22 protein-coding genes, 1 tRNA gene and 1 pseudogene are annotated in these 21,573 nt (G+C 35.0%); 16 read left to right on the top strand and 8 right to left on the bottom strand.

The window, feature by feature from the left end; all coding sequences use genetic code 11:
- Positions 1-102: 102 nt before the first annotated feature.
- The 5 genes from mukE (at position 103) to sbcB (ending at position 8,666) form a co-directional block, all read left to right on the top strand.
- Positions 103-837 (top strand): chromosome partition protein MukE, encoded by a 735-nt coding sequence (mukE, locus tag DV428_RS06580; protein WP_114909126.1) that lies wholly within the window; start codon positions 103-105, stop codon positions 835-837.
- A complete protein-coding gene (gene mukB, locus DV428_RS06575; protein WP_114909125.1) occupies positions 837-5,369 on the top strand; it encodes a chromosome partition protein MukB in 4,533 nt (1,510 codons plus the stop codon). The genes mukE and mukB overlap by 1 nt, the downstream gene beginning before the upstream one ends.
- Before the next feature lie 75 nt (positions 5,370-5,444).
- A complete protein-coding gene (locus DV428_RS06570; RefSeq protein WP_114909124.1) occupies positions 5,445-6,353 on the top strand; it encodes a DUF5655 domain-containing protein in 909 nt (302 codons plus the stop codon).
- Between the two features lie 3 nt (positions 6,354-6,356).
- Positions 6,357-7,232 carry an EamA/RhaT family transporter gene (locus tag DV428_RS06565; RefSeq protein WP_114909123.1) on the top strand — a complete coding sequence of 292 codons (876 nt, stop codon included), beginning with the start codon at positions 6,357-6,359 and terminating at the stop codon, positions 7,230-7,232.
- Between the two features lie 12 nt (positions 7,233-7,244).
- Positions 7,245-8,666 carry an exodeoxyribonuclease I gene (gene sbcB, locus DV428_RS06560; RefSeq protein ID WP_114909122.1) on the top strand — a complete coding sequence of 474 codons (1,422 nt, stop codon included), beginning with the start codon at positions 7,245-7,247 and terminating at the stop codon, positions 8,664-8,666.
- Between the two features lie 854 nt (positions 8,667-9,520).
- Here the strand turns inward: sbcB and DV428_RS06550 are convergent.
- The 6 genes from DV428_RS06550 to DV428_RS06525 form a co-directional block, all read right to left on the bottom strand.
- Positions 9,521-9,787 carry a DUF6953 family protein gene (locus tag DV428_RS06550; protein WP_239993698.1) on the bottom strand — a complete coding sequence of 89 codons (267 nt, stop codon included), beginning with the start codon at positions 9,785-9,787 and terminating at the stop codon, positions 9,521-9,523.
- Positions 9,774-9,995: a YodC family protein gene (locus DV428_RS06545; protein WP_114909121.1), complete on the bottom strand. Its 222-nt coding sequence runs from the start codon at positions 9,993-9,995 to the stop codon at positions 9,774-9,776. Before DV428_RS06545 ends, DV428_RS06550 begins: the two co-directional genes overlap by 14 nt.
- Before the next feature lie 98 nt (positions 9,996-10,093).
- Positions 10,094-10,321, bottom strand: a complete 228-nt coding sequence (locus DV428_RS06540) for a hypothetical protein (protein ID WP_114909120.1) — start codon at positions 10,319-10,321, stop codon at positions 10,094-10,096.
- Positions 10,322-10,431: 110 nt separating this feature from the next.
- A complete protein-coding gene (locus DV428_RS06535; protein ID WP_114909120.1) occupies positions 10,432-10,659 on the bottom strand; it encodes a hypothetical protein in 228 nt (75 codons plus the stop codon).
- 110 nt (positions 10,660-10,769) lie between these two features.
- Positions 10,770-10,997: a hypothetical protein gene (locus tag DV428_RS06530; protein ID WP_114909120.1), complete on the bottom strand. Its 228-nt coding sequence runs from the start codon at positions 10,995-10,997 to the stop codon at positions 10,770-10,772.
- Positions 10,998-11,107: 110 nt separating this feature from the next.
- Entirely contained in the window at positions 11,108-11,335 is a 228-nt protein-coding gene (locus DV428_RS06525; protein ID WP_114909120.1) for a hypothetical protein, read from the bottom strand.
- 141 nt (positions 11,336-11,476) lie between these two features.
- Between DV428_RS06525 and DV428_RS06520 the strand changes: the two genes are divergently transcribed.
- From DV428_RS06520 to DV428_RS06485, 8 genes and pseudogenes are all read left to right on the top strand, one after another.
- Positions 11,477-12,631 carry a phage/plasmid replication protein, II/X family gene (locus tag DV428_RS06520; RefSeq protein WP_114909119.1) on the top strand — a complete coding sequence of 385 codons (1,155 nt, stop codon included), beginning with the start codon at positions 11,477-11,479 and terminating at the stop codon, positions 12,629-12,631.
- A gap of 39 nt (positions 12,632-12,670) precedes the next feature.
- On the top strand, positions 12,671-13,000 hold the full coding sequence (locus DV428_RS06515; RefSeq protein ID WP_102704449.1) for a DNA-binding protein: 330 nt from the start codon (positions 12,671-12,673) through the stop codon (positions 12,998-13,000).
- Positions 12,997-13,263 carry a hypothetical protein gene (locus DV428_RS06510; RefSeq protein ID WP_114909118.1) on the top strand — a complete coding sequence of 89 codons (267 nt, stop codon included), beginning with the start codon at positions 12,997-12,999 and terminating at the stop codon, positions 13,261-13,263. The genes DV428_RS06515 and DV428_RS06510 overlap by 4 nt, the downstream gene beginning before the upstream one ends.
- Positions 13,264-13,297: 34 nt before the next feature.
- Complete coding sequence (locus DV428_RS06505; RefSeq protein ID WP_114909117.1) at positions 13,298-13,528, top strand: hypothetical protein; 231 nt, start codon at positions 13,298-13,300, stop codon at positions 13,526-13,528.
- Complete coding sequence (locus DV428_RS06500; RefSeq protein WP_239993697.1) at positions 13,518-15,218, top strand: hypothetical protein; 1,701 nt, start codon at positions 13,518-13,520, stop codon at positions 15,216-15,218. The genes DV428_RS06505 and DV428_RS06500 overlap by 11 nt, the downstream gene beginning before the upstream one ends.
- Positions 15,219-15,226: 8 nt before the next feature.
- Entirely contained in the window at positions 15,227-15,520 is a 294-nt protein-coding gene (locus DV428_RS06495) for a DUF2523 family protein (RefSeq protein WP_114909115.1), read from the top strand.
- A gap of 8 nt (positions 15,521-15,528) precedes the next feature.
- A complete protein-coding gene (locus DV428_RS06490; protein WP_114909114.1) occupies positions 15,529-16,572 on the top strand; it encodes a zonular occludens toxin family protein in 1,044 nt (347 codons plus the stop codon).
- Positions 16,569-17,704, top strand: a pseudogene (locus DV428_RS06485) (type II secretion system protein GspD). Before DV428_RS06490 ends, DV428_RS06485 begins: the two are co-directional and overlap by 4 nt.
- Positions 17,705-18,228: 524 nt before the next feature.
- On the opposite strand, the gene DV428_RS06475 reads toward DV428_RS06485, so the two are convergent.
- Positions 18,229-18,579 (bottom strand): hypothetical protein, encoded by a 351-nt coding sequence (locus tag DV428_RS06475; RefSeq protein WP_114909112.1) that lies wholly within the window; start codon positions 18,577-18,579, stop codon positions 18,229-18,231.
- A gap of 649 nt (positions 18,580-19,228) precedes the next feature.
- On the opposite strand from DV428_RS06475, the gene ftnA (DV428_RS06470) reads away from it, so the two are divergent.
- Positions 19,229-19,714, top strand: coding sequence for a non-heme ferritin (gene ftnA / locus DV428_RS06470; RefSeq protein ID WP_114909111.1), 486 nt, complete (start codon positions 19,229-19,231; stop codon positions 19,712-19,714).
- Between the two features lie 17 nt (positions 19,715-19,731).
- Positions 19,732-20,229 (top strand): non-heme ferritin, encoded by a 498-nt coding sequence (gene ftnA / locus DV428_RS06465; protein ID WP_005637808.1) that lies wholly within the window; start codon positions 19,732-19,734, stop codon positions 20,227-20,229.
- 188 nt (positions 20,230-20,417) lie between these two features.
- On the opposite strand, the gene DV428_RS06460 is transcribed toward ftnA (DV428_RS06465), so the two are convergent.
- A tRNA-Leu gene (locus DV428_RS06460) sits at positions 20,418-20,503 on the bottom strand.
- Positions 20,504-20,788: 285 nt separating this feature from the next.
- Between DV428_RS06460 and fnr the strand changes: the two genes are divergently transcribed.
- The gene (gene fnr, locus DV428_RS06455) at positions 20,789-21,562 is read left to right on the top strand and encodes a fumarate/nitrate reduction transcriptional regulator Fnr (RefSeq protein ID WP_005644732.1); all 774 of its coding nucleotides are present in this window, start codon (positions 20,789-20,791) and stop codon (positions 21,560-21,562) included.
- Positions 21,563-21,573 lie beyond the last annotated feature (11 nt).

Below are 21,573 nucleotides of genomic sequence, written 5' to 3'. Positions count from 1 at the left end.
ATATGCCCAAACCTCTTTTTAGCAAAGAGGGGCTAGGGGAGATTTGGCAATAATGATTAACGAAGAAAGTAACTGAATAAAGTTTTAATAGAGAAATAACCTATGACAGACAACCTTCAAGATGTAATTTCCCCAAAACTCGCTGTGGCGATTGCAAATCCAATATTTCCAGCGGTGGATAGTCTATTGCGCTCAGGTCGCCATATCAGCACGGAGCATTTAGATAATCATGCCTTTTTAATGGATTTCCAAAATGAATTGGACGGCTTTTATCGTCGCTATAACGTGGAACTAATTCGTGCGCCAGAAGGATTTTTCTATCTTCGCCCGAAAGCAACGACATTAATTGCGCGTTCAGTACTTTCTGAGTTGGAAATGCTTGTTGGTAAAGTGCTTTGTTATCTTTATTTAAGCCCAGAACGTTTAGCCCAACAAGGCATTTTTAGCACGCAAGAAGTGTATGATGCATTATTAAATCTTGCCGATGAAGGAAAATTATTAAAAGCAGTTAATCAGCGTTCAAGTGGTTCTGACCTAGATAAACAAAAATTGGCAGAAAAAGTGCGGGCTGCAATTGGTCGTTTACGTCGTTTAGGTATGATTCAAACTGTTGGCGAACAAAATAGTGGGAAATTTACGATTTCTGAATCTGTATTTCGTTTTGGTGCGGAAGTGCGTAGCGGAGATGATCCATTAGAGGCACAAGCTCGACTCATTCGTGATGGGGAAGCGGCAACACCAGAATCCTTAGAGTTGGAAAAACAAGCGCAATTAATGGAAAACGATGCAGAAAGTGCGGATGAAATTGATGAAGAATTTGACGGAGAACAAGAATAATGTCTGATGTTTTTGAGTTAGAAAATGAAATCGAATTAGAGAACGATGAAGTCATTATGGAAAATGAAAACGTCGAAGAAATTGTTGAAGCACCTATGCCTTTTAGCATGACGGCACACAATGGTGTAGAGCGTGGTAAATTCCGTTCTTTAACCTTAATTAACTGGAATGGTTTTTTTGCCCGTACTTTCGATTTAGATGAATTAGTTACCACACTTTCTGGTGGTAACGGTGCAGGTAAATCAACCACAATGGCTGGATTTGTGACAGCATTAATTCCTGATTTGACCCTTTTACATTTCCGTAATACAACAGAAGCTGGCTCTACAGGCGGTTCTCGCGATAAAGGTTTACATGGTAAATTGCGTCCGGGTGTTTGTTACGCGGTATTAGATACCATTAACTCACGTCATCAACGTATTCTTGTCGGTGTGCGTCTGCAACAAATTGCGGGTCGTGATAAAAAAGTTGATTTAAAAACTTTCTCAATTCAAGGTGTTGAATTATCTCAAAATCCAACCGCACTTTTCACTGAAACCGTGGGTGAACGTCAAGCACGCGTCCTTAATTTAAACGAACTCAAAGATAAAATTGAAAATATCGGTGCGCAATTTAAACAATATCATTCCATTACCGATTATCACGGCATGATGTTCGATTTAGGTATTATTCCGAAACGTTTACGTTCAGCATCAGATCGAAGCAAATTCTATAAACTTATCGAAGCGTCTTTATACGGTGGTATTTCCAGCGCAATCACACGTTCTTTACGTGACTATTTATTGCCAGAAAATTTAGGTGTACGCAAAGCTTTCCAAGATATGGAAAGTGCATTGCGTGAAAACCGTATGACTTTAGAGGCGATTAAGGTCACGCAATCAGATCGCGATTTATTCAAACATTTAATTACTGAAACCACCAATTATGTTGCTTCGGATTATATGCGTAATGCGAATGAACGCCGTGGCAATATTGAAGCTGCATTAGAATCTCGTCGTGAGTGGTATAAAGCAAAAGCAGAGCAGAATTTATCTCAACATCGTTTGGTTGATTTAAGTCGAGAAGCGGCTGAATTAGCAGAAAGTGAACGTACTTTAGAAGTTGATCACCAAAGTGCGGTTGATCATCTTAACTTAGTGTTAAACGCTTTGCGTCACCAAGAAAAAATTACGCGTTATCAAGAAGATATTGCGGAACTCACCGAGCGTTTAGAAGAACAAAAAATGGTGGTTGAAGATGCGAATGATGCATTAGAAGAAAGCCAAGCCCAATTTGAGCAAACTGAAATTGAAATTGACGCTGTTCGAGCCCAATTAGCAGATTATCAACAAGCATTAGATGCCCAACAAACTCGCGCACTTCAATATCAACAAGCCATTGCTGCTCTTGAAAAAGCGAAAACATTATGCGGTTTAGAGGATTTAAGTGTTAAAAATGTAGAAGATTATCATGCAGAATTTGAAGCTCATGCAGAAAGTTTGACGGAAACCGTACTTGAGCTTGAGCACAAAATGTCTATTTCTGAAGCAGCGAAATCTCAGTTCGATAAAGCGTACCAATTGGTATGTAAAATTGCGGGTGAAATGCCTCGTTCTGCGGCATGGGAAAGTGCGAAAGAATTATTACGTGAATATCCAAGCCAAAAATTGCAGGCACAACAAACGCCACAACTTCGCACAAAATTACATGAACTTGAGCAACGTTATGCACAACAACAAAGTGCGGTCAAATTACTTAATGATTTTAATCAACGTGCTAATTTAAGTTTACAAACGGCAGAAGAATTAGAGGATTATCACGCCGAGCAAGAAGCATTAATTGAAGATATTTCTGCTGAACTTTCAGAACAAGTGGAAAACCGTTCTACGCTTCGTCAAAAACGTGAAAATTTAACCGCACTTTATGATGAAAATGCGCGTAAAGCCCCAGCATGGCTGACGGCTCAAGCTGCATTAGAACGTTTAGAGCAACAAAGTGGCGAGACGTTTGAACATAGCCAAGATGTGATGAATTTTATGCAATCACAACTTGTGAAAGAACGTGAACTCACGATGCAGCGTGATCAACTTGAACAAAAACGTTTGCATTTAGATGAACAAATTTCTCGTTTAAGTCAGCCTGATGGTTCAGAAGATCCTCGTTTAAATATGCTGGCAGAACGTTTTGGTGGTGTGCTGCTTTCAGAGCTTTACGATGATGTAACAATTGAAGATGCGCCTTATTTCTCCGCACTTTACGGGCCTGCACGTCATGCTATTGTTGTGCGTGATCTCAATGCTGTGCGTGAGCAACTTGCGCAATTAGAAGATTGCCCTGATGATTTGTATTTAATTGAAGGTGATCCTACCGCATTTGATGACAGCGTATTATCCGCGCAAGAACTTGAGCTGGGTGTTGTCGTGCAAGTTTCAGATCGTGAATTACGCTATTCAAGATTTCCTGAGATCCCGTTATTTGGGCGTGCAGCACGTGAAAAACGTTTAGAAGAATTACAAATTGAACGTGATGAAGTGGCCGAACAACATGCCCAAATTGCGTTTGATGTACAAAAATGCCAACGTTTACACGAACATTTCAGCCAATTTGTTGGATTGCATTTGGCGCTTGCGTTCCAGCCAAATCCAGAAGAGTTAATGTCTGAAATTAATCGCGAACGCAATGAAATTGATCGTGAATTAAACCAATTTAATAACGGCGAACAACAATTACGCATTCAATTAGATAATGCAAAAGAAAAACTGCAATTACTCAATAAGTTGATTCCACAACTCAATGTATTAGCCGATGAGGATTTAATTAATCGTATTAAAGAATGTCGTGAGCAATTAGATATTGCAGAGCAAGATGAATATTTTATTCGTCAGTATGGCGTAACGTTGTCACAATTAGAGCCTATAGCCAATAGTTTACAAAGTGATCCGGAAAATTACGAAGGCTTAAAAAATGAATTAACTCAAGCGGTTGAACGTCAAAAACAAGTACAGCAACGTGTATTTGCATTAGCTGATGTTGTACAACGTAAACAGCATTTTGGTTATGAAGATGCAGGGCAGGCTGAAACTTCTGAACTTAATGAAAAACTTCGCCAACGTTTAGAACAAATGCAGGCACAGCGAGATACGCAACGTGAGCAAGTTCGTCAAAAACAAAGTCAATTTGCTGAATATAATCGCGTATTGATTCAGTTACAAAGTTCTTACGATAGTAAATATCAGCTCTTAAATGAGTTGATTGGTGAAATTAGCGATCTTGGCGTGAGAGCTGATGATGGTGCTGAAGAACGTGCCCGTATCCGTCGTGATGAATTACATCAACAACTTTCAACGAGCCGTCAGCGTCGTTCTTATGTGGAAAAACAACTGACATTAATTGAAAGCGAAGCGGACAACTTAAATCGTCTAATCCGCAAAACTGAACGTGATTACAAAACTCAACGTGAATTAGTTGTGGCTGCTAAAGTGAGTTGGTGTGTGGTTTTACGTTTATCACGAAATTCCGATATGGAAAAACGCCTCAATCGTCGAGAGCTCGCTTATTTATCTGCAGATGAGTTACGTTCAATGTCAGATAAAGCATTAGGTGCGTTGCGTACAGCAGTGGCGGATAATGAATATCTACGTGATAGCCTAAGAGTGTCGGAAGATAGTCGCAAACCTGAAAATAAAGTGCGGTTCTTTATTGCGGTGTATCAGCACCTACGTGAACGCATTCGTCAAGACATTATTAAAACGGATGATCCAATTGATGCCATTGAACAAATGGAGATTGAGCTTTCTCGTTTAACCGCTGAATTAACTGGCCGTGAGAAAAAATTGGCGATCAGTTCTGAAAGTGTGGCAAATATTATGCGTAAAACGATTCAGCGCGAACAAAATCGTATTCGTATGCTCAACCAAGGCTTACAAAACATTGCGTTTGGTCAGGTGAAATCTGTTCGTTTGGTAGTGAATATTCGTGATACCCATGCCATGTTGTTGGACGCACTTTCTGGTCAGCAAGATGAATATCAAGATTTATTCAACGATAACCGTATCACCTTCTCGGAAGCCATGGCGAAGCTCTATCAACGCATCAATCCACATATTGATATGGGACAACGCACAGCGCAAACAATTGGTGAAGAATTGTTAGATTACCGTAATTATCTTGAGCTTGAAGTGGAAGTATTCCGTGGTGCTGATGGTTGGTTACGTGCAGAAAGTGGCGCACTTTCTACTGGTGAAGCTATCGGTACAGGTATGTCAATTCTCTTAATGGTTGTTCAAAGCTGGGAAGAAGAAAGCCGTCGAATTCGTGGTAAAGATATTGTGCCTTGTCGCTTGTTGTTCTTAGATGAAGCTGCGCGTTTAGACGGTAAATCTATTTCTACCTTATTCGAGCTTTGCGAACGTTTGGATATGCAGTTACTTATTGCTGCGCCAGAAAATATTAGTCCAGAAAAAGGTACAACCTATAAACTCGTGCGTAAAATCGCAGGCAACCAAGAGCACGTACATGTTGTTGGTTTACGCGGATTCGGTGCGACAGAATAAGAATATAAAGACCAGAGAAGTGTGGTTGAAAACTTCGGTGTTTTTGACCGCACTTAAGCCTTTAAGGAAGGAATAATGAAAATCTTTACATCCAAAAAAGGACAATTATCACAACTGAAGCAGCAAAAATTTAAGCTGGAAAAGGATATTCAGCGTTTATTTGAAGAAAATCTTACCTTATTAAGTGGCTATATTTTTATTCGCTCGGAATTTTCTATTAAAAATTCACGTATTGATACCTTAGCTTTTGATCCTGAAACTCAAGCCTTTGTCATTATTGAATATAAAAGACAACAAAATTCTAGTGTGGTTGATCAAGGGGTTTCTTATCTTAATTTGATGCTTGAATACAAAGCTGATTTTATTGTGGAATATAATGAAAAGCAAAAATTCCCACTTAAAAGAAATGATGTGGATTGGTCACAATCTAAGGTGATTTTTGTTTCACCTGCTTTTAATGATTTCCAAATTCAAGCCACGAATTTTAAAGATTTACCTATTGAATTATGGGAAGTTAATCGCTTTGATAATGATATTATTACGCTCAATATTATTAATAAATCAAAATCAGCATCGAATATTAAAGCTGTTTCTATTGAAAAAAATGAAGAATTTTCTACATTAAAAGAAATAAAAGTTTATCAAGAATCTGATCACTTAAGTGATAAATCAGATTTTATTCAAGAACTATACGAAGATTTTAAACAAGGCATTTTAAATTTAGATCCTGATATCGAAATTAATACCAGAAAACTTTACATTGCATTCAAAAAAGATCGAAATATTGCAGATATTCGTATCCAACAAAAGAATTTAAAAATTTGGATTAATCTTCCTTATGGAGAGTTAGATGATCCTAAAAATTTAGCAAAAAATGTATCTAATACTGGTCACTGGGGGAATGGAGATTATGAAATCACCATTGAAAGCACCCAATATCTTGAATACATTATGAGTTTAATTAAACAAGCTATTAAGGATTAATAAATGCACAATCTTATTCTTGCCATTCTTTGCAGCGTAGCGGTTTCAGTCTTGCTTAAAATAGCTCGTAAAAAAAATATCATTATTGAACAAGCTATCGCATTCAACTACATTACAGCCATCACTTTCAGTTATTTTTTACTCAAACCTGATTTTAAAGGTTTAGAATTTATTGATTACATCGTACAAAGCGAAAACTCACCCATTTTTTTAGCGCTAGGTTTATTGTTACCTAGTGTGTTTATTATTATGTCAAAAGCGGTGGAGTTTGCTGGAATTGTACGTTCAGATGCAGCACAACGTCTTTCGTTATTTCTTCCCATTTTAGCAGCGTTTTTAATTTTTCATGAAACACTAAGCCAATCTAAAATCATTGGCGTTGTATTAGCCTTTATTGGTTTATTTTGTTTATTAACTAAGCCAACCCAAGGGCAAAGTGCGGTCAATTTTAAAGGTGTTTTAGGATTAATCGGCGTGTGGTTTGGGTATGGCATTATTGATATTTTATTCAAACAAGTTGCGAAAAGCGGTGGTGCATTCCCTGCAACATTGTTTATTTCCTTCTCGCTTGCAGCTTGCGTTATGTTTATCTATTTATTCTTAAAACGTGTCCAATGGACAGCATCAAGTGTAATTGGTGGCATCGTTTTAGGTGTATTGAATTTCTTTAATATTTTATTCTACATAAAAGCCCATCAAAGTTTTGCTGGAAATCCGACGCTTGTTTTCGCGGGAATGAACATTGGCGTAATTTGCTTAGGTACGATAACAGGCGCATTAGCTTTTAAAGAAAAAATCAGTAAGCTAAATTGGCTAGGTATTATTTTTAGTTTATCGGCTATTTTCTGCCTATATTATTTAGATAAAATTATCGCGTAAAAGAGAGTAGTCATGGCAAAAGATTTCAGCTTTTTTATTTACGATTATGAAAGTTTTGGTGTAAATCCAGCAACAGATCGCCCTGCGCAATTTGCAGGTATTCGCACAGATGCTGATTTTAATATCATTGGTAAACCAATAATGTTTTATTGTAAACAAACCAATGATTATTTACCGGCTCCTGAAGCCGTAATGGTGACGAGAATTACACCACAAGAATGTAATGAAAAGGGGCTTTCTGAGCCTGAATTCGCCGCAAATATCTTAGCAGAATTTTCCCAACCCAATACTTGTGTCATGGGCTATAACAATATTCGCTACGATGATGAAATGACGCGTTATACGTTTTATCGTAATTTTATTGATCCTTATGAATACAGTTGGAAAAACGGGAATTCACGCTGGGATTTGTTAGATTTAGTACGAGCTTGTTATGCCTTGCGTCCAGAAGGGATTAATTGGGCTTATGACGATGATGGAATGCCAAGTTTCCGTTTAGAAAAACTCACTAAAGCAAATGGTATTGAGCATGAAAATGCTCACGATGCTATGGCGGATGTATATGCAACTATTGCTATGGCGAAATTAATTAAAGAAAAACAGCCTAAATTATTCCAATATTTCTTTGAAAACCGAGGTAAGAAAGAAATCGAAAAATTGGTTGATACAGGTGCAATGGCGCCTTTAGTGCATGTTTCTGGGATGTTAGGGAATTATCGTGGAAATTGCACTTGGGTTGCACCTTTAGCTTGGCATCCGACAAATCAAAACGCACTCATTGTTTGTGATTTAACTGGCGATATCGATAATTTATTAGCCAAAAGTGCGGATGAATTACGGACAGATTTATATACCAAAAAATCTGAATTAGAAGAAAGAGGAGTTTCATCTGTTCCGTTAAAGCTTGTGCATATCAATAAATGTCCTATTTTAGCGCCAGCCAAAACCTTGTTACCAGAAACAGCAAATCGATTGGGTATTGATCGTCAATTATGCTTGGATAATCTTGCAAAATTACGAGCATCTTTTGATATTAGAGAAAAAGTGACGGATATTTTTAATGAAGAACGCCAATTTGAATTGAATGATAACGTAGAAACTGAGCTATACAATGGCTTTTTCAGCAATGCTGATAAAAATAATATGTCTATTTTACGTAGTTTACCTGCAGAAAAATTAGCTGAACATGGTTTAGCTTTTGAAGATAAACGTATCCCTGAACTATTGTTCCATTATCGCGCTCGTCATTTTTATAAAACCCTCACACGCGCTGAACAAATTAAATGGCAAAAATACCGACAGAATAAACTTGAAAAAAGCACGGTAGATTTTGAATCAAGTTTACAACGTTTAGCAGAGGAACATTCAGATAATCCTGAAAAACTATCTTTATTACAACAAGTATATGAATACGGTATAAAATTACTAGGTTAGTCGATACGTTGTCACTTTTTATCTAAAGAGTATGTTTTAAGAAAAACGTGCTTTTTTTTGTGTTTTTTTCTGGGAAATTATCCCCAAAATTATTCAGATTTTACGTAGCGTAATCACATAGATTTAGTTTATTTTACCTTTACATTGTCTTTACATTTAAATTCATCCATTCAATAACTCTATAAAATAACGCGTTACAACGTGTTATTTAGCCTTATTTTGTCTTGTTTTGCTAGTACCTGTGACTTGTGCATAACTATGTGATTTATTTAGTTCGTAGCTTTCGCTAACCTGATAACTAATTTCGCATAATGGTTTTTCGGATTATGTTACAATTCGAAGCGCGGTATAATAGCGCACGCACCGCGCAAGAATTTACACATAATCCGCTATTATGCGAAATTGGTTATCTTTATTAAAATTTGTACACTTTTTTCAAAATCCGTGCACCTTTATGAAAATCTGTGCACCTTTATATTTAAACATTTGATTTTATGGCAAATATTATATTGAAAGATATAACACCTATACACTTTCTAAACGCAGTTAGGTTACTAAAGGCTGATGATTATAGAGTTTATTGCACGTTAGATACGATAGAGATCAGATTTGATACAAAACGATTTTATACGCCCGAAGAAACTCAAGCTAGGTTTGATCTTTGTGAGCATTTGGCTGCATTTTTGAAAGAGTTGAAGAATTCCACTGTGCCAATAGATAAAGATGAATTTATTAAGGTTTTTAGCCCTGTGGCATCAAGGCAATTTTATAGAAGGTGATAACCGGCAAATTGTCATTGCCGGTTATTTTTTATGATAGAATTTAATTTTATTTTTTATGAAATAGTCTAATATTTAACCTCTAGCTATACGCCCTGATTCATCTTCAGGTACTCTCCATCTCCAATAGAACCCACTTCTTACCCAAACAACATCATTTTTCGAGCATTTCTTAAATTCTTCTAACAATTCTCGATTAAGAACTAGATTTCCTTCGCTATTCTCAACTAGATATTGTTCAAAGCTATTTTTTACTAAATAATCAACAACATCATCTTGGTACAAACAGGTCTCTCTTTCTAGCTTAGAAAGCATCCACGAAATTATATTATTTATTGACACCTTCCAAAGACTCCTCAGGAAATCGCCCTTTTTCCAATTTTTTTCCGGCAAACCATTGACAGGTGTAATACCCACTGAATTCTCTTGATGCATCAATAGCTAAACTTGAGGAGCTTTTTTCGACAGCTTGCACAGTCATATCAGGTCCTCCTGATTTTAATTTGACAATATCACCGACATTAAAAAGATTTTTTTGTTTTTTAGTCATATTATATCTCCATATGTACTGTTCAAATAATGCTCTATGTAAGTTCGGGAGTTCTGTAACACCCGAACTTTGGTATCAAACTTGATACTTTTTTATATTTATTCTCTTTCTCTATATATAGCTCTTGAAATAAAAGCCTCTTTAGAATTTGGAGCAAGTTTTCCTATCATATCTAGCTTTGCTTCATTAAGATAGTTTTCTATCATAAAGTTAACAACGTCAGTCCATTTGGTCACTTTACCTGTTTTAGCGGTGATTTCAACTGCCACTCTTTCAATTCTCATATGTGTTTCGGCAGGAACACCTAGATTTTTTCGTTTATTCATACTTTTATTCACTCAAATAATGCATCTGTGATTCTATATCATAGCTCACAAAAATATTTTTTTCATTGTAACACCCGAACTTTGGTATCAAACTTGATACTTTTTTATATTTATTCTCTTTCTCTATATATAGCTCTTGAAATAAAAGCCTCTTTAGAATTTGGAGCAAGTTTTCCTATCATATCTAGCTTTGCTTCATTAAGATAGTTTTCTATCATAAAGTTAACAACGTCAGTCCATTTGGTCACTTTACCTGTTTTAGCGGTGATTTCAACTGCCACTCTTTCAATTCTCATATGTGTTTCGGCAGGAACACCTAGATTTTTTCGTTTATTCATACTTTTATTCACTCAAATAATGCATCTGTGATTCTATATCATAGCTCACAAAAATATTTTTTTCATTGTAACACCCGAACTTTGGTATCAAACTTGATACTTTTTTATATTTATTCTCTTTCTCTATATATAGCTCTTGAAATAAAAGCCTCTTTAGAATTTGGAGCAAGTTTTCCTATCATATCTAGCTTTGCTTCATTAAGATAGTTTTCTATCATAAAGTTAACAACGTCAGTCCATTTGGTCACTTTACCTGTTTTAGCGGTGATTTCAACTGCCACTCTTTCAATTCTCATATGTGTTTCGGCAGGAACACCTAGATTTTTTCGTTTATTCATACTTTTATTCACTCAAATAATGCATCTGTGATTCTATATCATAGCTCACAAAAATATTTTTTTCATTGTAACACCCGAACTTTGGTATCAAACTTGATACTTTTTTATATTTATTCTCTTTCTCTATATATAGCTCTTGAAATAAAAGCCTCTTTAGAATTTGGAGCAAGTTTTCCTATCATATCTAGCTTTGCTTCATTAAGATAGTTTTCTATCATAAAGTTAACAACGTCAGTCCATTTGGTCACTTTACCTGTTTTAGCGGTGATTTCAACTGCCACTCTTTCAATTCTCATATGTGTTTCGGCAGGAACACCTAGATTTTTTCGTTTATTCATACTTTTATTCACTCAAATAATGCATCTGTGATTCTATATCATAGCTCACAAAAATATTTTTTTCATTGTGATACATTTCACTTGCTCACAAATGATTTTTGATTTATTTTATTATCACTTGTGATACTGTGAGCGTGTGTAATGAATTTCTTTATTGACTGGTTAGAAATAGAACAAGACTTTGGAATTAATATTCCTAATGAAGTCTTACTTTCTATTTTTGATTTTGGTTTAGTGGGAATTCATTTAGATACAGGGGAAATGCAAAGTGGTATTAAGACTGGGACATATCATCATAAGGGCAGTTATTGCGACGAAGTAAGTTTAAAAATTTCAGGTTCAGTTATTCGTATGGCTGGCAATCCAAGTAGATGGGGGCGAGTAGAAAATGTTTTTGGTTTTGATACTGTAGATAGCTGCGTTTCCTGTTTTAATTCAATTCTTTCCTCTCTTAAATTACCAATCTTTACTCGCTGCACTGAAATTTTTTATCGCCAAGGAGAAGATGGTTCTAAGGTCTCAAAATTTTCTAATGGCGCAATCATTAAACGTTTAGATATTACTACTAATAAAGCTGTTGGTAAGGGTAATGAGCGTACATTTCTAAAAGCCTTATCACAGATGCGTTATAGAAATTCTATTGGCAGACTTCATACAAATGGTTGCACCACGGATTGGCTTAGTGAAAAAGGAAATGCCAATTTAATTTATCCAAGTTGTTATATAAAACACGAAGAAATGCAAGTTCATTCTTATGACAAGATTAAGCGTAAATTTGGTGAAGAATCACAAGAGTTTAGATATTTCAAAAATGTTTATGAATATTGTAAAGAAAATGGCGTAGTACGTTTTGAGCAGAAACTAAAAGCGAGATATTTACAGCGTGAAAATTTATGTTATTGGGGTATTAGTGATTTTTCTAAGCTAGAAACAATACATCAAGGGTTTATTGATATGTATAAAAAATTAAATGTTAGCGAAATTAAATTAGAAACAATAGCAGAGCAATTAGTATCAAATGGAGTTGTTGATTCTTTAAGAAAAGCTAACACATCAGCTTTTTATGCTATGCGTTGGTCTTCAGGTGAAGATTTGAGTAATTTGTCTTCCGCAACATTCAAGCGTCATCGAGCAAATCTTAGAAAAATCGGAATTGATATTGCAAATCCATGTGATATTGAGAAATTTCAGGCTGTTCGAGTTATATCTTGTGAAAATATCATTGTAAGACCATTTAAAGCCCCTGATTTTTATCAATTTCCAAGTAACGCTCCTCAGTTACGTTTTGTTGTTTAATAAATAAGTCTTTTCATCATTAATTAGGAGAAATTAATTATGCGTACCGGATTTTATATTGTAGGTATCTTAAAAGGTTATAAATCTTCATCTTTCACTAATCGAGAGACTGGAGAAGTAAAAGATCGTCATAACATGGGGGTTCAATTACAAGAACCTGATGGTTATGGCGGTTATAACACATCAATTCAAGAAATTAAGATTGATGATCGCTCTATGAATGATGCGTTAAGAAATACGATTAATCGCTTAAAGGATAAAGTGGTTATGGTACTTGTTTATCCTCGTGAATGGGCTATGGAAAATGGTCGTAAAGGTATTACTTATAATTTTGATGAAAGTTCGCTTATTGAAGAATTAAAACAATGAGCGATGAAATAGAAATTACAACTAAGTTTTGTCACCCTTATATGAATTTCGGTGGAGATGGTTGTAATGATGTGATTTTGAAAGTGCCAAAGATAGAGGCAGTAAAACTTCAATCCGTGGCACTTTCAGGAAATGAAAATCAAGACTTTTCAGTTGGTGATTTTATTCATCATACTGATAGTTTTGGCTTTTCATTTGGTATTGTGCTTATTTTTTACTTAATCGCTAAATCTGTAGGGGCAGTGATAGCAATTTTTAAATAAGCGCATCATTTTAACTCAATATAAGGAGTTTCTTATGTCAGATTTAAAAAAATATCTCATTGCTGCTGTAGCTTTTGGATCTTCCGTTGGTGCTTTTGCTGGTAGTGAATCGGCACAAAAAGTACAAATCGATGTTTCCGGTATGCTTAATCAAGTTGATTTTTCAACGGTGATTGCTGGAATTATCGCAGCAGGAGGTGTATTAATTGGGCCACGTATTGCAAAAATGGGCATTCGCTTTATTTTAGGGCTATTTGGAAAATAATAATAAGGGGATTGATATCCCCTTTATTCTTTGGATTGCGTATGTTATGGGATTTAGCTTATTTTCTACTGGGTGTCATATGCGGTTGGGTTGTGGTAATTGGATTAAACGATTAATTATTTTAAGTTTGATTCTTAATATTTTGTATTTCCCTTATCAGGTGTATGCGAATCCCGCGCTTGCTGCTCGAGTTATTACTCAAGTTTTTGAACGTGTTATAGCAAGACGAGCAGCTGTATCGATTGCGGGCGAAGCTGCCGCAAATGATGCTGCTTTTTTAGCAGCAAATGAGGCAGCAATAGGCATGCGCGCTGCACAAACTTATCGAGCATTAGGCACTGTTGCTGCAAATGATTCAACATTTGCGATAAGTGCTACATCAACATTGCGTCATGCAAAAGATATTTCTTGGGTTGCTTTGGCTTTAACATCTGGGGCGATTACTCTTAGTGATTTAAACGTAGAAAGCAATAGTAAAATTGGGGTCACTTTTGAACCCTCTGCTGTTCTTTTATCAGATGGGCGTTATGCAATAAATGTTAATGGAGAAACAAAAATTGTAAAGGCTATGCCTAGTTCCAAATCCCCTGTAATTTATCAGTATTCTAAAGATAAGGTACAGATTTCAGAGGGTAAAGATGATATACATAAATCCGATATATTAGATAATCACTATAAATATTATTACGAGTTAAAAACAGGGGAATATGCTCAATCAAATTCAATTTCGCTATTATCAGAATATGGTGTTCAAGAAGATTCTAGTGTTAAAAGTGAGGATAAATATACAGAGATAAGCATTGAAGGTAGTAAATATAGTTATTTAGAATCTCAAACAATTGTAGAAAATAAATATCTAAGACATAAATTAATTGGGAATACCATTTATGCAGATGTACGTAATACATGGACTTATAAATCTTTATCTTCAAATTTTAATCCTGTTTTAGAAGGAAACACAGGAACGAACACTATTTATTCTTTCAATCAACCTAAGCCATCAGATTATGAGGAGTTTACAAGAACAGATTCAAAATCTATTACAATTGAAATTAATAATAATTTTACTGGTGATACATCAACGGCATTAAAAGAAAAAGAATTAGGTTCAATTAGTGAATTAGATTTAAATCTCTATACTACTCCTTTAACAGCGACACAATTGGCACAGTTATATAACGCATTATTAATGTCAGCAGCGATGCAACCTGATTATTCAGGCATTCCATTTGCCTCATCCTATCCAATTACAGCAGCTGAAGTACAACAGGTTTTAAATAAGCTTGGCATTACTCCGACTTATGCAGATCTTTTTACTAAAGCAGGTAAAGGAAATCAAATAGATTTTCCAATGTCCTCTCCTAAACAATTACCTAATCCATCACATAATATACGACCTGATAAGAATGACGATGACGCTGAAGGGGAGCCTGAATATCCTGAACTTGAAGCACCTACCGCAATGCAAATTTTAGAGCCATTTAATCAGTTTTTTCCGCAGCTCAAGAATTTTCATTTAGCCGATCGTGCTGTGCAGTGTCCAACGTGGGAAGGGCATATTGATTATTTAAATATTGATGTTCGATTAGATAAGCATTGCCAATATGTAGAGCAAAATAAAGCCGTGATTACTTCCTTGATGCTGCTTATTTGGGGAATTGTCGCATTAAGAATTTTATTGAGTGCATAAGGAATAAAATGGGTAGCTTAATTTTACGTTTATTTAGTGGTTTTCTTGGGTTTGCTTTTAAAGGTATTGTTGCAAAATTTTTTGTTTTTTTCGCACTTTTCTTTATTACAACGGAATTTATTCCTGTGGTGATTGAGTTATTTTTGCCAAAAGAGATACCAAATTTAAATGCGTTATTTAGTGGTTTACCTGATTCTATTTGGTATTTTCTATCAATATTGCAAATTCCAACAGGAACAACATTGGTTATTTCGGCAATGTTGGCCCGTTTTATTATTCGTCGTTTACCGATTATTGGCTAGGGGGCATTATGGCTATTTCGGCTTATGTGGGGTTACCTGGACACGGCAAATCTTATGAAGTGGTGAAGTCTGTCATCATTCCCGCCATTGCTTCGGGGCGTAGGGTAGTTTCAAATATTTACGGATTAAACAAACAATTAATTGAAGAATATTGCCTATCAAAAGATAAAAAATTGTCGCCTGATAACTTAGGTGAATTGGTTGTTGTCGATAATGATTTATGCTTAGGTGTTGATTTTTACCCTTACAAGAACGCAATAGATAATAATATTGAAACCTTTTGTAAAGCAGGAGATTTAATCATTATTGATGAAGTGTGGCGATTTTTCCCAAAGAAAGAAAAAATCAATGATAACCACTTTTCATTTTTATCAGAACACCGACATTTTACGGATAGTAACGGCATTTCTTGTGATTTTGTCATTTTGAATCAAGATTTAACCAATTTACAAAAAGAGCTTGTAGAGCGAATTGAAACGACATTTAAAATGACAAAATTGGTTGCCGCTGGATTAAAAAACCGCTATAGAGTTGATGTATTTTCAGGTAATAAATGTTGGAAAACCGCAAAGACGGCAAGTTATCAGGAAAAGTATGACAAGGCTATTTTCCCACTTTATAAAAGCTATGAAACCGATAATGGACGGGAATTAGTCACAGATAAACGGCAAAATGCACTGAATAAATCTAGTATTAAATATTTTGCTGTGTTTGCCTTACTAATTGTCGGCTTTTCGTTATATAAGCTCATTCGATTTTTTACCCCACCTGAACAGAATGCACCCAAAGTAGAGCAGACATTAAGTGAAAACAAGGAAGTCGAAGCGATCCCCTTAAATAATCAGCCACAACTTCAAATGACGTCGCCGTTATCAACGCAATGGCGAATAACAGGGGAGTTACAAAAATCAGGAAAAGCCTTTGTGATTTTGGCTGATAACCAAGGCAATTTACGGCTGGAGCCGCGTTCTAATTTTAATTTCACGGGTCGAATGCTGGAAGGACTTATTGATAATCAACGGGTTAATTATTATTCTGGAGTAAAACAATGAAATTACAACGTAACATTTTATGTTTTGTTTTATGTTTTCTGCATGGCGTGGCGCAGGCAAAAAATGTTGATTTCAAGCTTGAAGCAGTGCCATTACCTAAAGCTGTTGGTATGATTTATGATGAAGTATTGGAAAAGCCTTATATGCTTGATCCAAAATTGGCGGCAGATACACGGTTAATTAGCTTCCATACTACGGAAAACCAAGATTTTAACCAGTTTATTACGCGCTATTTTGATAACATGAACATCAAAGTTTATGAGAAAAATGGCGTAGTTTATCTTGCGCATATTGAGCCAAAACCGCTCAAAATTATCAAACACAGTTTTGTTTATAATCCTGTTCATCGTGATACAGAATATCTTGCGCAGTTTTTACAAGGAGAGGGGCAAGTCTCGGCAAGTGGTGATAAGCTCGTTTATTATGGAACAGCGGAAGATATTGCAAGAATTAAATCGGTTTTAAAATCGGTTGATACGCCAAGCCGTGAAGTCGTTGTAACGGGTTATGTTTTTGAAGTACAGGACATTGCCAAAGAAGGAAGCGGAATTAATTTATTGGCAAAATTGCTATCGGGAAAACTGGGTATCGACATTGGTTATAAACAAAACTATGAAAATTTTATTACAGTTAATGCAGGGAATTTGGATGCAATGATTGAGTTATTTCGCACTGATGAACGCTTTCAAGTCGTTAGTAGCCCAACGTTGCGTGTGAAATCAGGTTCAAAGGGGAATTTTTCAGTAGGTTCTGATGTGCCTGTTTTATCAAACGTTACCTATCAGGACGGCAGACCTATTCAATCTATTGAATATCGTTCTTCTGGTGTGATCTTTGATATACAACCAACGATTAAAAGTAATGCGATAGACTTAAAAATCAATCAACAACTTTCTAATTTTGTGAAGACGGATACGGGCGTAAATCAATCGCCAACACTAATTAAACGCGATATTGTTACTGATGTTACGCTTAAAAGTGGTGATGTTGTGGTTTTAGGCGGACTGGCTGAAAACAAATTAACAGAGGGTGAAACAGGTTTTTCATTCTTGCGAAAGGCTTCTTGACGGGAAAATCTAAATCAAACACTAAGACAGACATTGTAATTTTATTGCAAGTTAAAATGATCTAATTGAATTTCATAAAGTAAAAGCCACAAAGGGTAAAGGAGTTATACTCCTGCGCTTTGTGGCTTTTACTTTATTATGTTTTACTTGAAGAACTAGCTAGACAAGAGTCATTATATTTCTTCAAAAATAAACTGCTCCCATTCATCAATAACAGGCAATTTTGAAAGCTTAGTTTTCTGAATCCTATCAGATAAAGATAATCTACTATATGAAGTATTTGCGGAACATTGCTTTAATTGAGAAGAGTTTAGTTGGCAATCTGTTTTTTTAAGTATTTCAGTGGTTATAGCAGCATTCATTGTTATAGCACCGTTAGGGTGGGGGTGTTGGGGGGAAATGCTGTGCATTTTCCCCTGACGGTAGGCGCAGCGGCTGCAGCGCCGGTATCAGCGATATTGATTTGAAAAAATGAACATCTTGCGCGTGCTATTTTTCAAAAAATCACCACATTAAATTCGCCCCTGTAAATAACAAAGAGATAGTGAATTACTTACAGGACTTAATGCGAAACGCTCGAATACATATTTTATTTAGGCATTTTTCTATAGAACATCACTTTTTTTCTTGCATCAGGGCTTCTGACATAAATAAGCAAAATGTACATAGATAAAATAAACAGAATAAATGCAAGAATGCCAAAAAGGCTAAAGCCTGCAGATCCACTTAGATTTTGTATAGACGTAAAAATATGTTCACCCAAGAAACGTAAGGTGAAATAAGCACCTATAACGCTGATAATTAATGAGATGATGAAATAAGGTATTAAACTTTCACCATACTTAACTGTAGCTTGGCAACCTCTGCAAACCTTAATACCTCTTTCTGATTCTGTAAAACAGAATGGGCATTTAATAATTTCATTTTTATTATCAGTCATGCTGACTCCTTTCTATCTAACTAAGTTGGAATTATATATAAATGTAGGTTTTTCTATCAAGTTACAAGCTCAGGCTTGAACATAGATAATCTTTACATTTCATTGACATTTTAACCTAACCATTCAATAAAACGATAAAGTATCGCGTTACAACGTGTTATCTAGCCTTATTTTGTCTTGTTTTACTAGTATCCGTGACTTGTGCATAACTGTGTGATTTATTTAATCCGTAGTTTTCGCTAACCTAATAACTAATTTCGCATAATGTATATTATGTTAAATTATATAAGTATAAAAGTAACTTTTGTGATGTGGTCAAAAAGGGATACTCTGCTTCTTCTCTATTCAAAAGTTAAAGCAATAATATTTAACTCTGAATTTGGATTGCGCTATGTGAAATCTGAATAAATTGATAGAAGATTTGCTAGTAGATTTAACATCTTTAGTTTTAATTGTGACATTGTAATTATTTTATGCGCCTAAGATTACTCAAATGAGAATAATTACCTTTAAATTTTCTTTTTAAAATTAATTGGTTATATGAATTTTATTTTAATAAAAAACTTGCAATTCTCATTTGTAAGCTTAAAATGAGAATTGCAAGTCAAGTTTTATTGCACTTTATCAATCAAATGGAAAGGAATTAGTTATGCTTAATCAAATCATCACAAACAAGCTGAATGACCAAATAAATTTAGAGTTCTACTCTTCTAATGTATATTTACAAATGAGTGCATGGTGCTCAATTCATGGCTATGAAGGTGCAGCAGCATTTTTACTTCGTCATGCAGATGAAGAATTAGAACATATGCAAAAATTGTTCAATTATGTAAGTGAAACTAGCGGTATGCCGCTTCTAGGAAAAATCGATGCACCTAAACACGATTATTCTTCATTAAAAGAAGTATTTGAAACAACTTTAGAACATGAAAAATTAGTAACTTCCAAAATCAATGAATTAGTTGAAGTTACTTTTGAAAATAAAGACTACTCTACTTTTAACTTCTTACAATGGTACGTAGCAGAACAGCACGAAGAAGAAAAATTATTTAGTGGAATTATTGATAGATTTAACCTTGTTGGCGAAGATGGTAAAGCATTGTTCTTTATTGATCGTGAGTTAGCAACTTTATAATAGATAGGAGAAATAAAATGTTATCAGCAAATGTAGTAAAACTATTAAACGACCAAATGAACTTGGAATTTTATTCTTCTAATTTATATCTACAAATGAGTGCTTGGTGCGAGCAAAAAGGTTTTGAAGGTGCTGCAAAATTTTTATCAGCTCATGCTGCTGAAGAAATGCAACACATGCGTAAATTATTCACTTATTTAAATGAGACAGGCTCAGTTGCTCTAATTTCTGCAATTGAAGCTCCATCACACGAATATAAGTCATTAAAAGAAGTGATTGAAATTACTTATGAACATGAGAAATTGATTACCAGTAAAATCAATGAATTAGTAGGTAAAACTTTTGAAGAAAAAGACTACTCTGCATTTAATTTCCTACAATGGTATGTAGCAGAACAACATGAAGAAGAAAAATTATTCAGCGGTATCTTGGATAAATTGAATCTTCTTGGCGAAGATGGTAAAGGTTTATTCTTAGTTGATAAAGATTTAGGTAATCTTGCTACTGAAGCTTAGTCTAAGAACATAAAATATTTATGAGCCTAGTATTACACTAGGCTTATTTTTATACGTCAAATTTACGTCAAAGTCATCATTTGATACGTCAAATGTCATTGCAGAAAATGACAAAGTTAGCAAAAAAAGCACAAATAAAAAAGCCGTAAACCATTGATTCCCCTCGTGATTTACGACTTCATTTACATTGGTGCCTAGGGTCGGACTCGAACCGACACGTTTATTCAACGGCGGATTTTGAATCCGCTGCGTCTACCAATTTCGCCACCCAGGCTTAATGGTGTTGAATTATACGTATATATAAATGTGTGACAAGTAAAATTTATTAGAAACAATTCATTTGTTTTAAAAATGAGCAAGGATTTTCTGGTTTTTTAAAAATATCGCCAAACAAATGCAATAACTAAAATACATAACATGATTAAAATCTGAATCAGTCTTTTTTTTGTTAATTTTTCTGCTGCCATAATGCTTTACTCTTCTTAAAATGACTATTTAGTGGTATAATTATTGAGTTAGATCAATTTTACACTAATTTTTCGAAATATTTGAGGCTTACATGAAAAATTTCGTTACAGAAACCAAGGCAGGACGCCGGGTTCAATCGGGAGGTTGTGCTATTCATTGCCAGGATTGCAGTATTAGTCAACTTTGTATTCCTTTTACGCTGAACGAACATGAATTAGATCAGCTTGATAATATTATCGAACGAAAGAAACCTATCCAAAAATCACAAGTTCTTTTTAAAGCAGGTGATTCCCTCAATTCAATTTATGCAATTCGCTCTGGTACGATCAAAAGCTACACTATTAGCGAATCTGGCGAAGAACAAATCACTTCATTTCATTTACCTGGTGATTTAGTTGGCTTTGATGCAATTACTCAAATGCAACATCCTAGTTTTGCTCAAGCTTTAGAAACCGCAATGGTATGTGAAATTCCTTATGATATTTTGGATGATTTAGCAGGTAAAATGCCAAAATTGCGCCAACAAATTCTGCGCTTAATGAGTAATGAAATTAAAAGTGATCAAGAAATGATTTTATTACTGTCTAAAATGAATGCTGAAGAACGTTTGGCTGCTTTTATTCATAATCTTTCTAAACGATACTCTGCTCGTGGTTTTTCAGCTAAAGAATTCCGTTTAACGATGACGCGTGGTGATATCGGCAACTATCTAGGGTTAACAGTTGAAACTATCAGTCGATTATTGGGACGCTTTCAAAAACTAGGCGTTCTTACAGTGCAAGGAAAATATATTACAATTAATGATCTCAATGCTTTAATTGAATTAACTGGCACGAATAAAACCAAAATAACATTAGTTGAATAATTTTTGAGGCG

Origin of the sequence: Haemophilus haemolyticus (genome assembly GCF_003352385.1) — a bacterium.
In the GTDB taxonomy this organism is placed as follows: Bacteria; Pseudomonadota; Gammaproteobacteria; order Enterobacterales; family Pasteurellaceae; genus Haemophilus; species Haemophilus haemolyticus_I.
This window is presented reverse-complemented; position numbering and strand designations above follow the sequence as displayed.

What these genes read in the sequence shown, in the direction of transcription:
- DV428_RS06535 (WP_114909120.1), bottom strand. Translation starts at nt 10,659, where the DNA reads ATGAATAAACGAAAAAATCTAGGTGTTCCTGCCGAAACACATATGAGA.
- DV428_RS06505 (WP_114909117.1), top strand. Translation starts at nt 13,298, where the DNA reads ATGTCAGATTTAAAAAAATATCTCATTGCTGCTGTAGCTTTTGGATCT.
- ftnA (WP_114909111.1), top strand. Translation starts at nt 19,229, where the DNA reads ATGCTTAATCAAATCATCACAAACAAGCTGAATGACCAAATAAATTTA.
- ftnA (WP_005637808.1), top strand. Translation starts at nt 19,732, where the DNA reads ATGTTATCAGCAAATGTAGTAAAACTATTAAACGACCAAATGAACTTG.
- DV428_RS06520 (WP_114909119.1), top strand. Translation starts at nt 11,477, where the DNA reads ATGAATTTCTTTATTGACTGGTTAGAAATAGAACAAGACTTTGGAATT.
- DV428_RS06540 (WP_114909120.1), bottom strand. Translation starts at nt 10,321, where the DNA reads ATGAATAAACGAAAAAATCTAGGTGTTCCTGCCGAAACACATATGAGA.
- sbcB (WP_114909122.1), top strand. Translation starts at nt 7,245, where the DNA reads ATGGCAAAAGATTTCAGCTTTTTTATTTACGATTATGAAAGTTTTGGT.
- DV428_RS06525 (WP_114909120.1), bottom strand. Translation starts at nt 11,335, where the DNA reads ATGAATAAACGAAAAAATCTAGGTGTTCCTGCCGAAACACATATGAGA.
- DV428_RS06510 (WP_114909118.1), top strand. Translation starts at nt 12,997, where the DNA reads ATGAGCGATGAAATAGAAATTACAACTAAGTTTTGTCACCCTTATATG.
- mukB (WP_114909125.1), top strand. Translation starts at nt 837, where the DNA reads ATGTCTGATGTTTTTGAGTTAGAAAATGAAATCGAATTAGAGAACGAT.
- fnr (WP_005644732.1), top strand. Translation starts at nt 20,789, where the DNA reads ATGAAAAATTTCGTTACAGAAACCAAGGCAGGACGCCGGGTTCAATCG.
- DV428_RS06515 (WP_102704449.1), top strand. Translation starts at nt 12,671, where the DNA reads ATGCGTACCGGATTTTATATTGTAGGTATCTTAAAAGGTTATAAATCT.
- DV428_RS06475 (WP_114909112.1), bottom strand. Translation starts at nt 18,579, where the DNA reads ATGACTGATAATAAAAATGAAATTATTAAATGCCCATTCTGTTTTACA.
- mukE (WP_114909126.1), top strand. Translation starts at nt 103, where the DNA reads ATGACAGACAACCTTCAAGATGTAATTTCCCCAAAACTCGCTGTGGCG.
- DV428_RS06495 (WP_114909115.1), top strand. Translation starts at nt 15,227, where the DNA reads ATGGGTAGCTTAATTTTACGTTTATTTAGTGGTTTTCTTGGGTTTGCT.
- DV428_RS06545 (WP_114909121.1), bottom strand. Translation starts at nt 9,995, where the DNA reads ATGACTAAAAAACAAAAAAATCTTTTTAATGTCGGTGATATTGTCAAA.
- DV428_RS06530 (WP_114909120.1), bottom strand. Translation starts at nt 10,997, where the DNA reads ATGAATAAACGAAAAAATCTAGGTGTTCCTGCCGAAACACATATGAGA.
- DV428_RS06565 (WP_114909123.1), top strand. Translation starts at nt 6,357, where the DNA reads ATGCACAATCTTATTCTTGCCATTCTTTGCAGCGTAGCGGTTTCAGTC.
- DV428_RS06490 (WP_114909114.1), top strand. Translation starts at nt 15,529, where the DNA reads ATGGCTATTTCGGCTTATGTGGGGTTACCTGGACACGGCAAATCTTAT.
- DV428_RS06570 (WP_114909124.1), top strand. Translation starts at nt 5,445, where the DNA reads ATGAAAATCTTTACATCCAAAAAAGGACAATTATCACAACTGAAGCAG.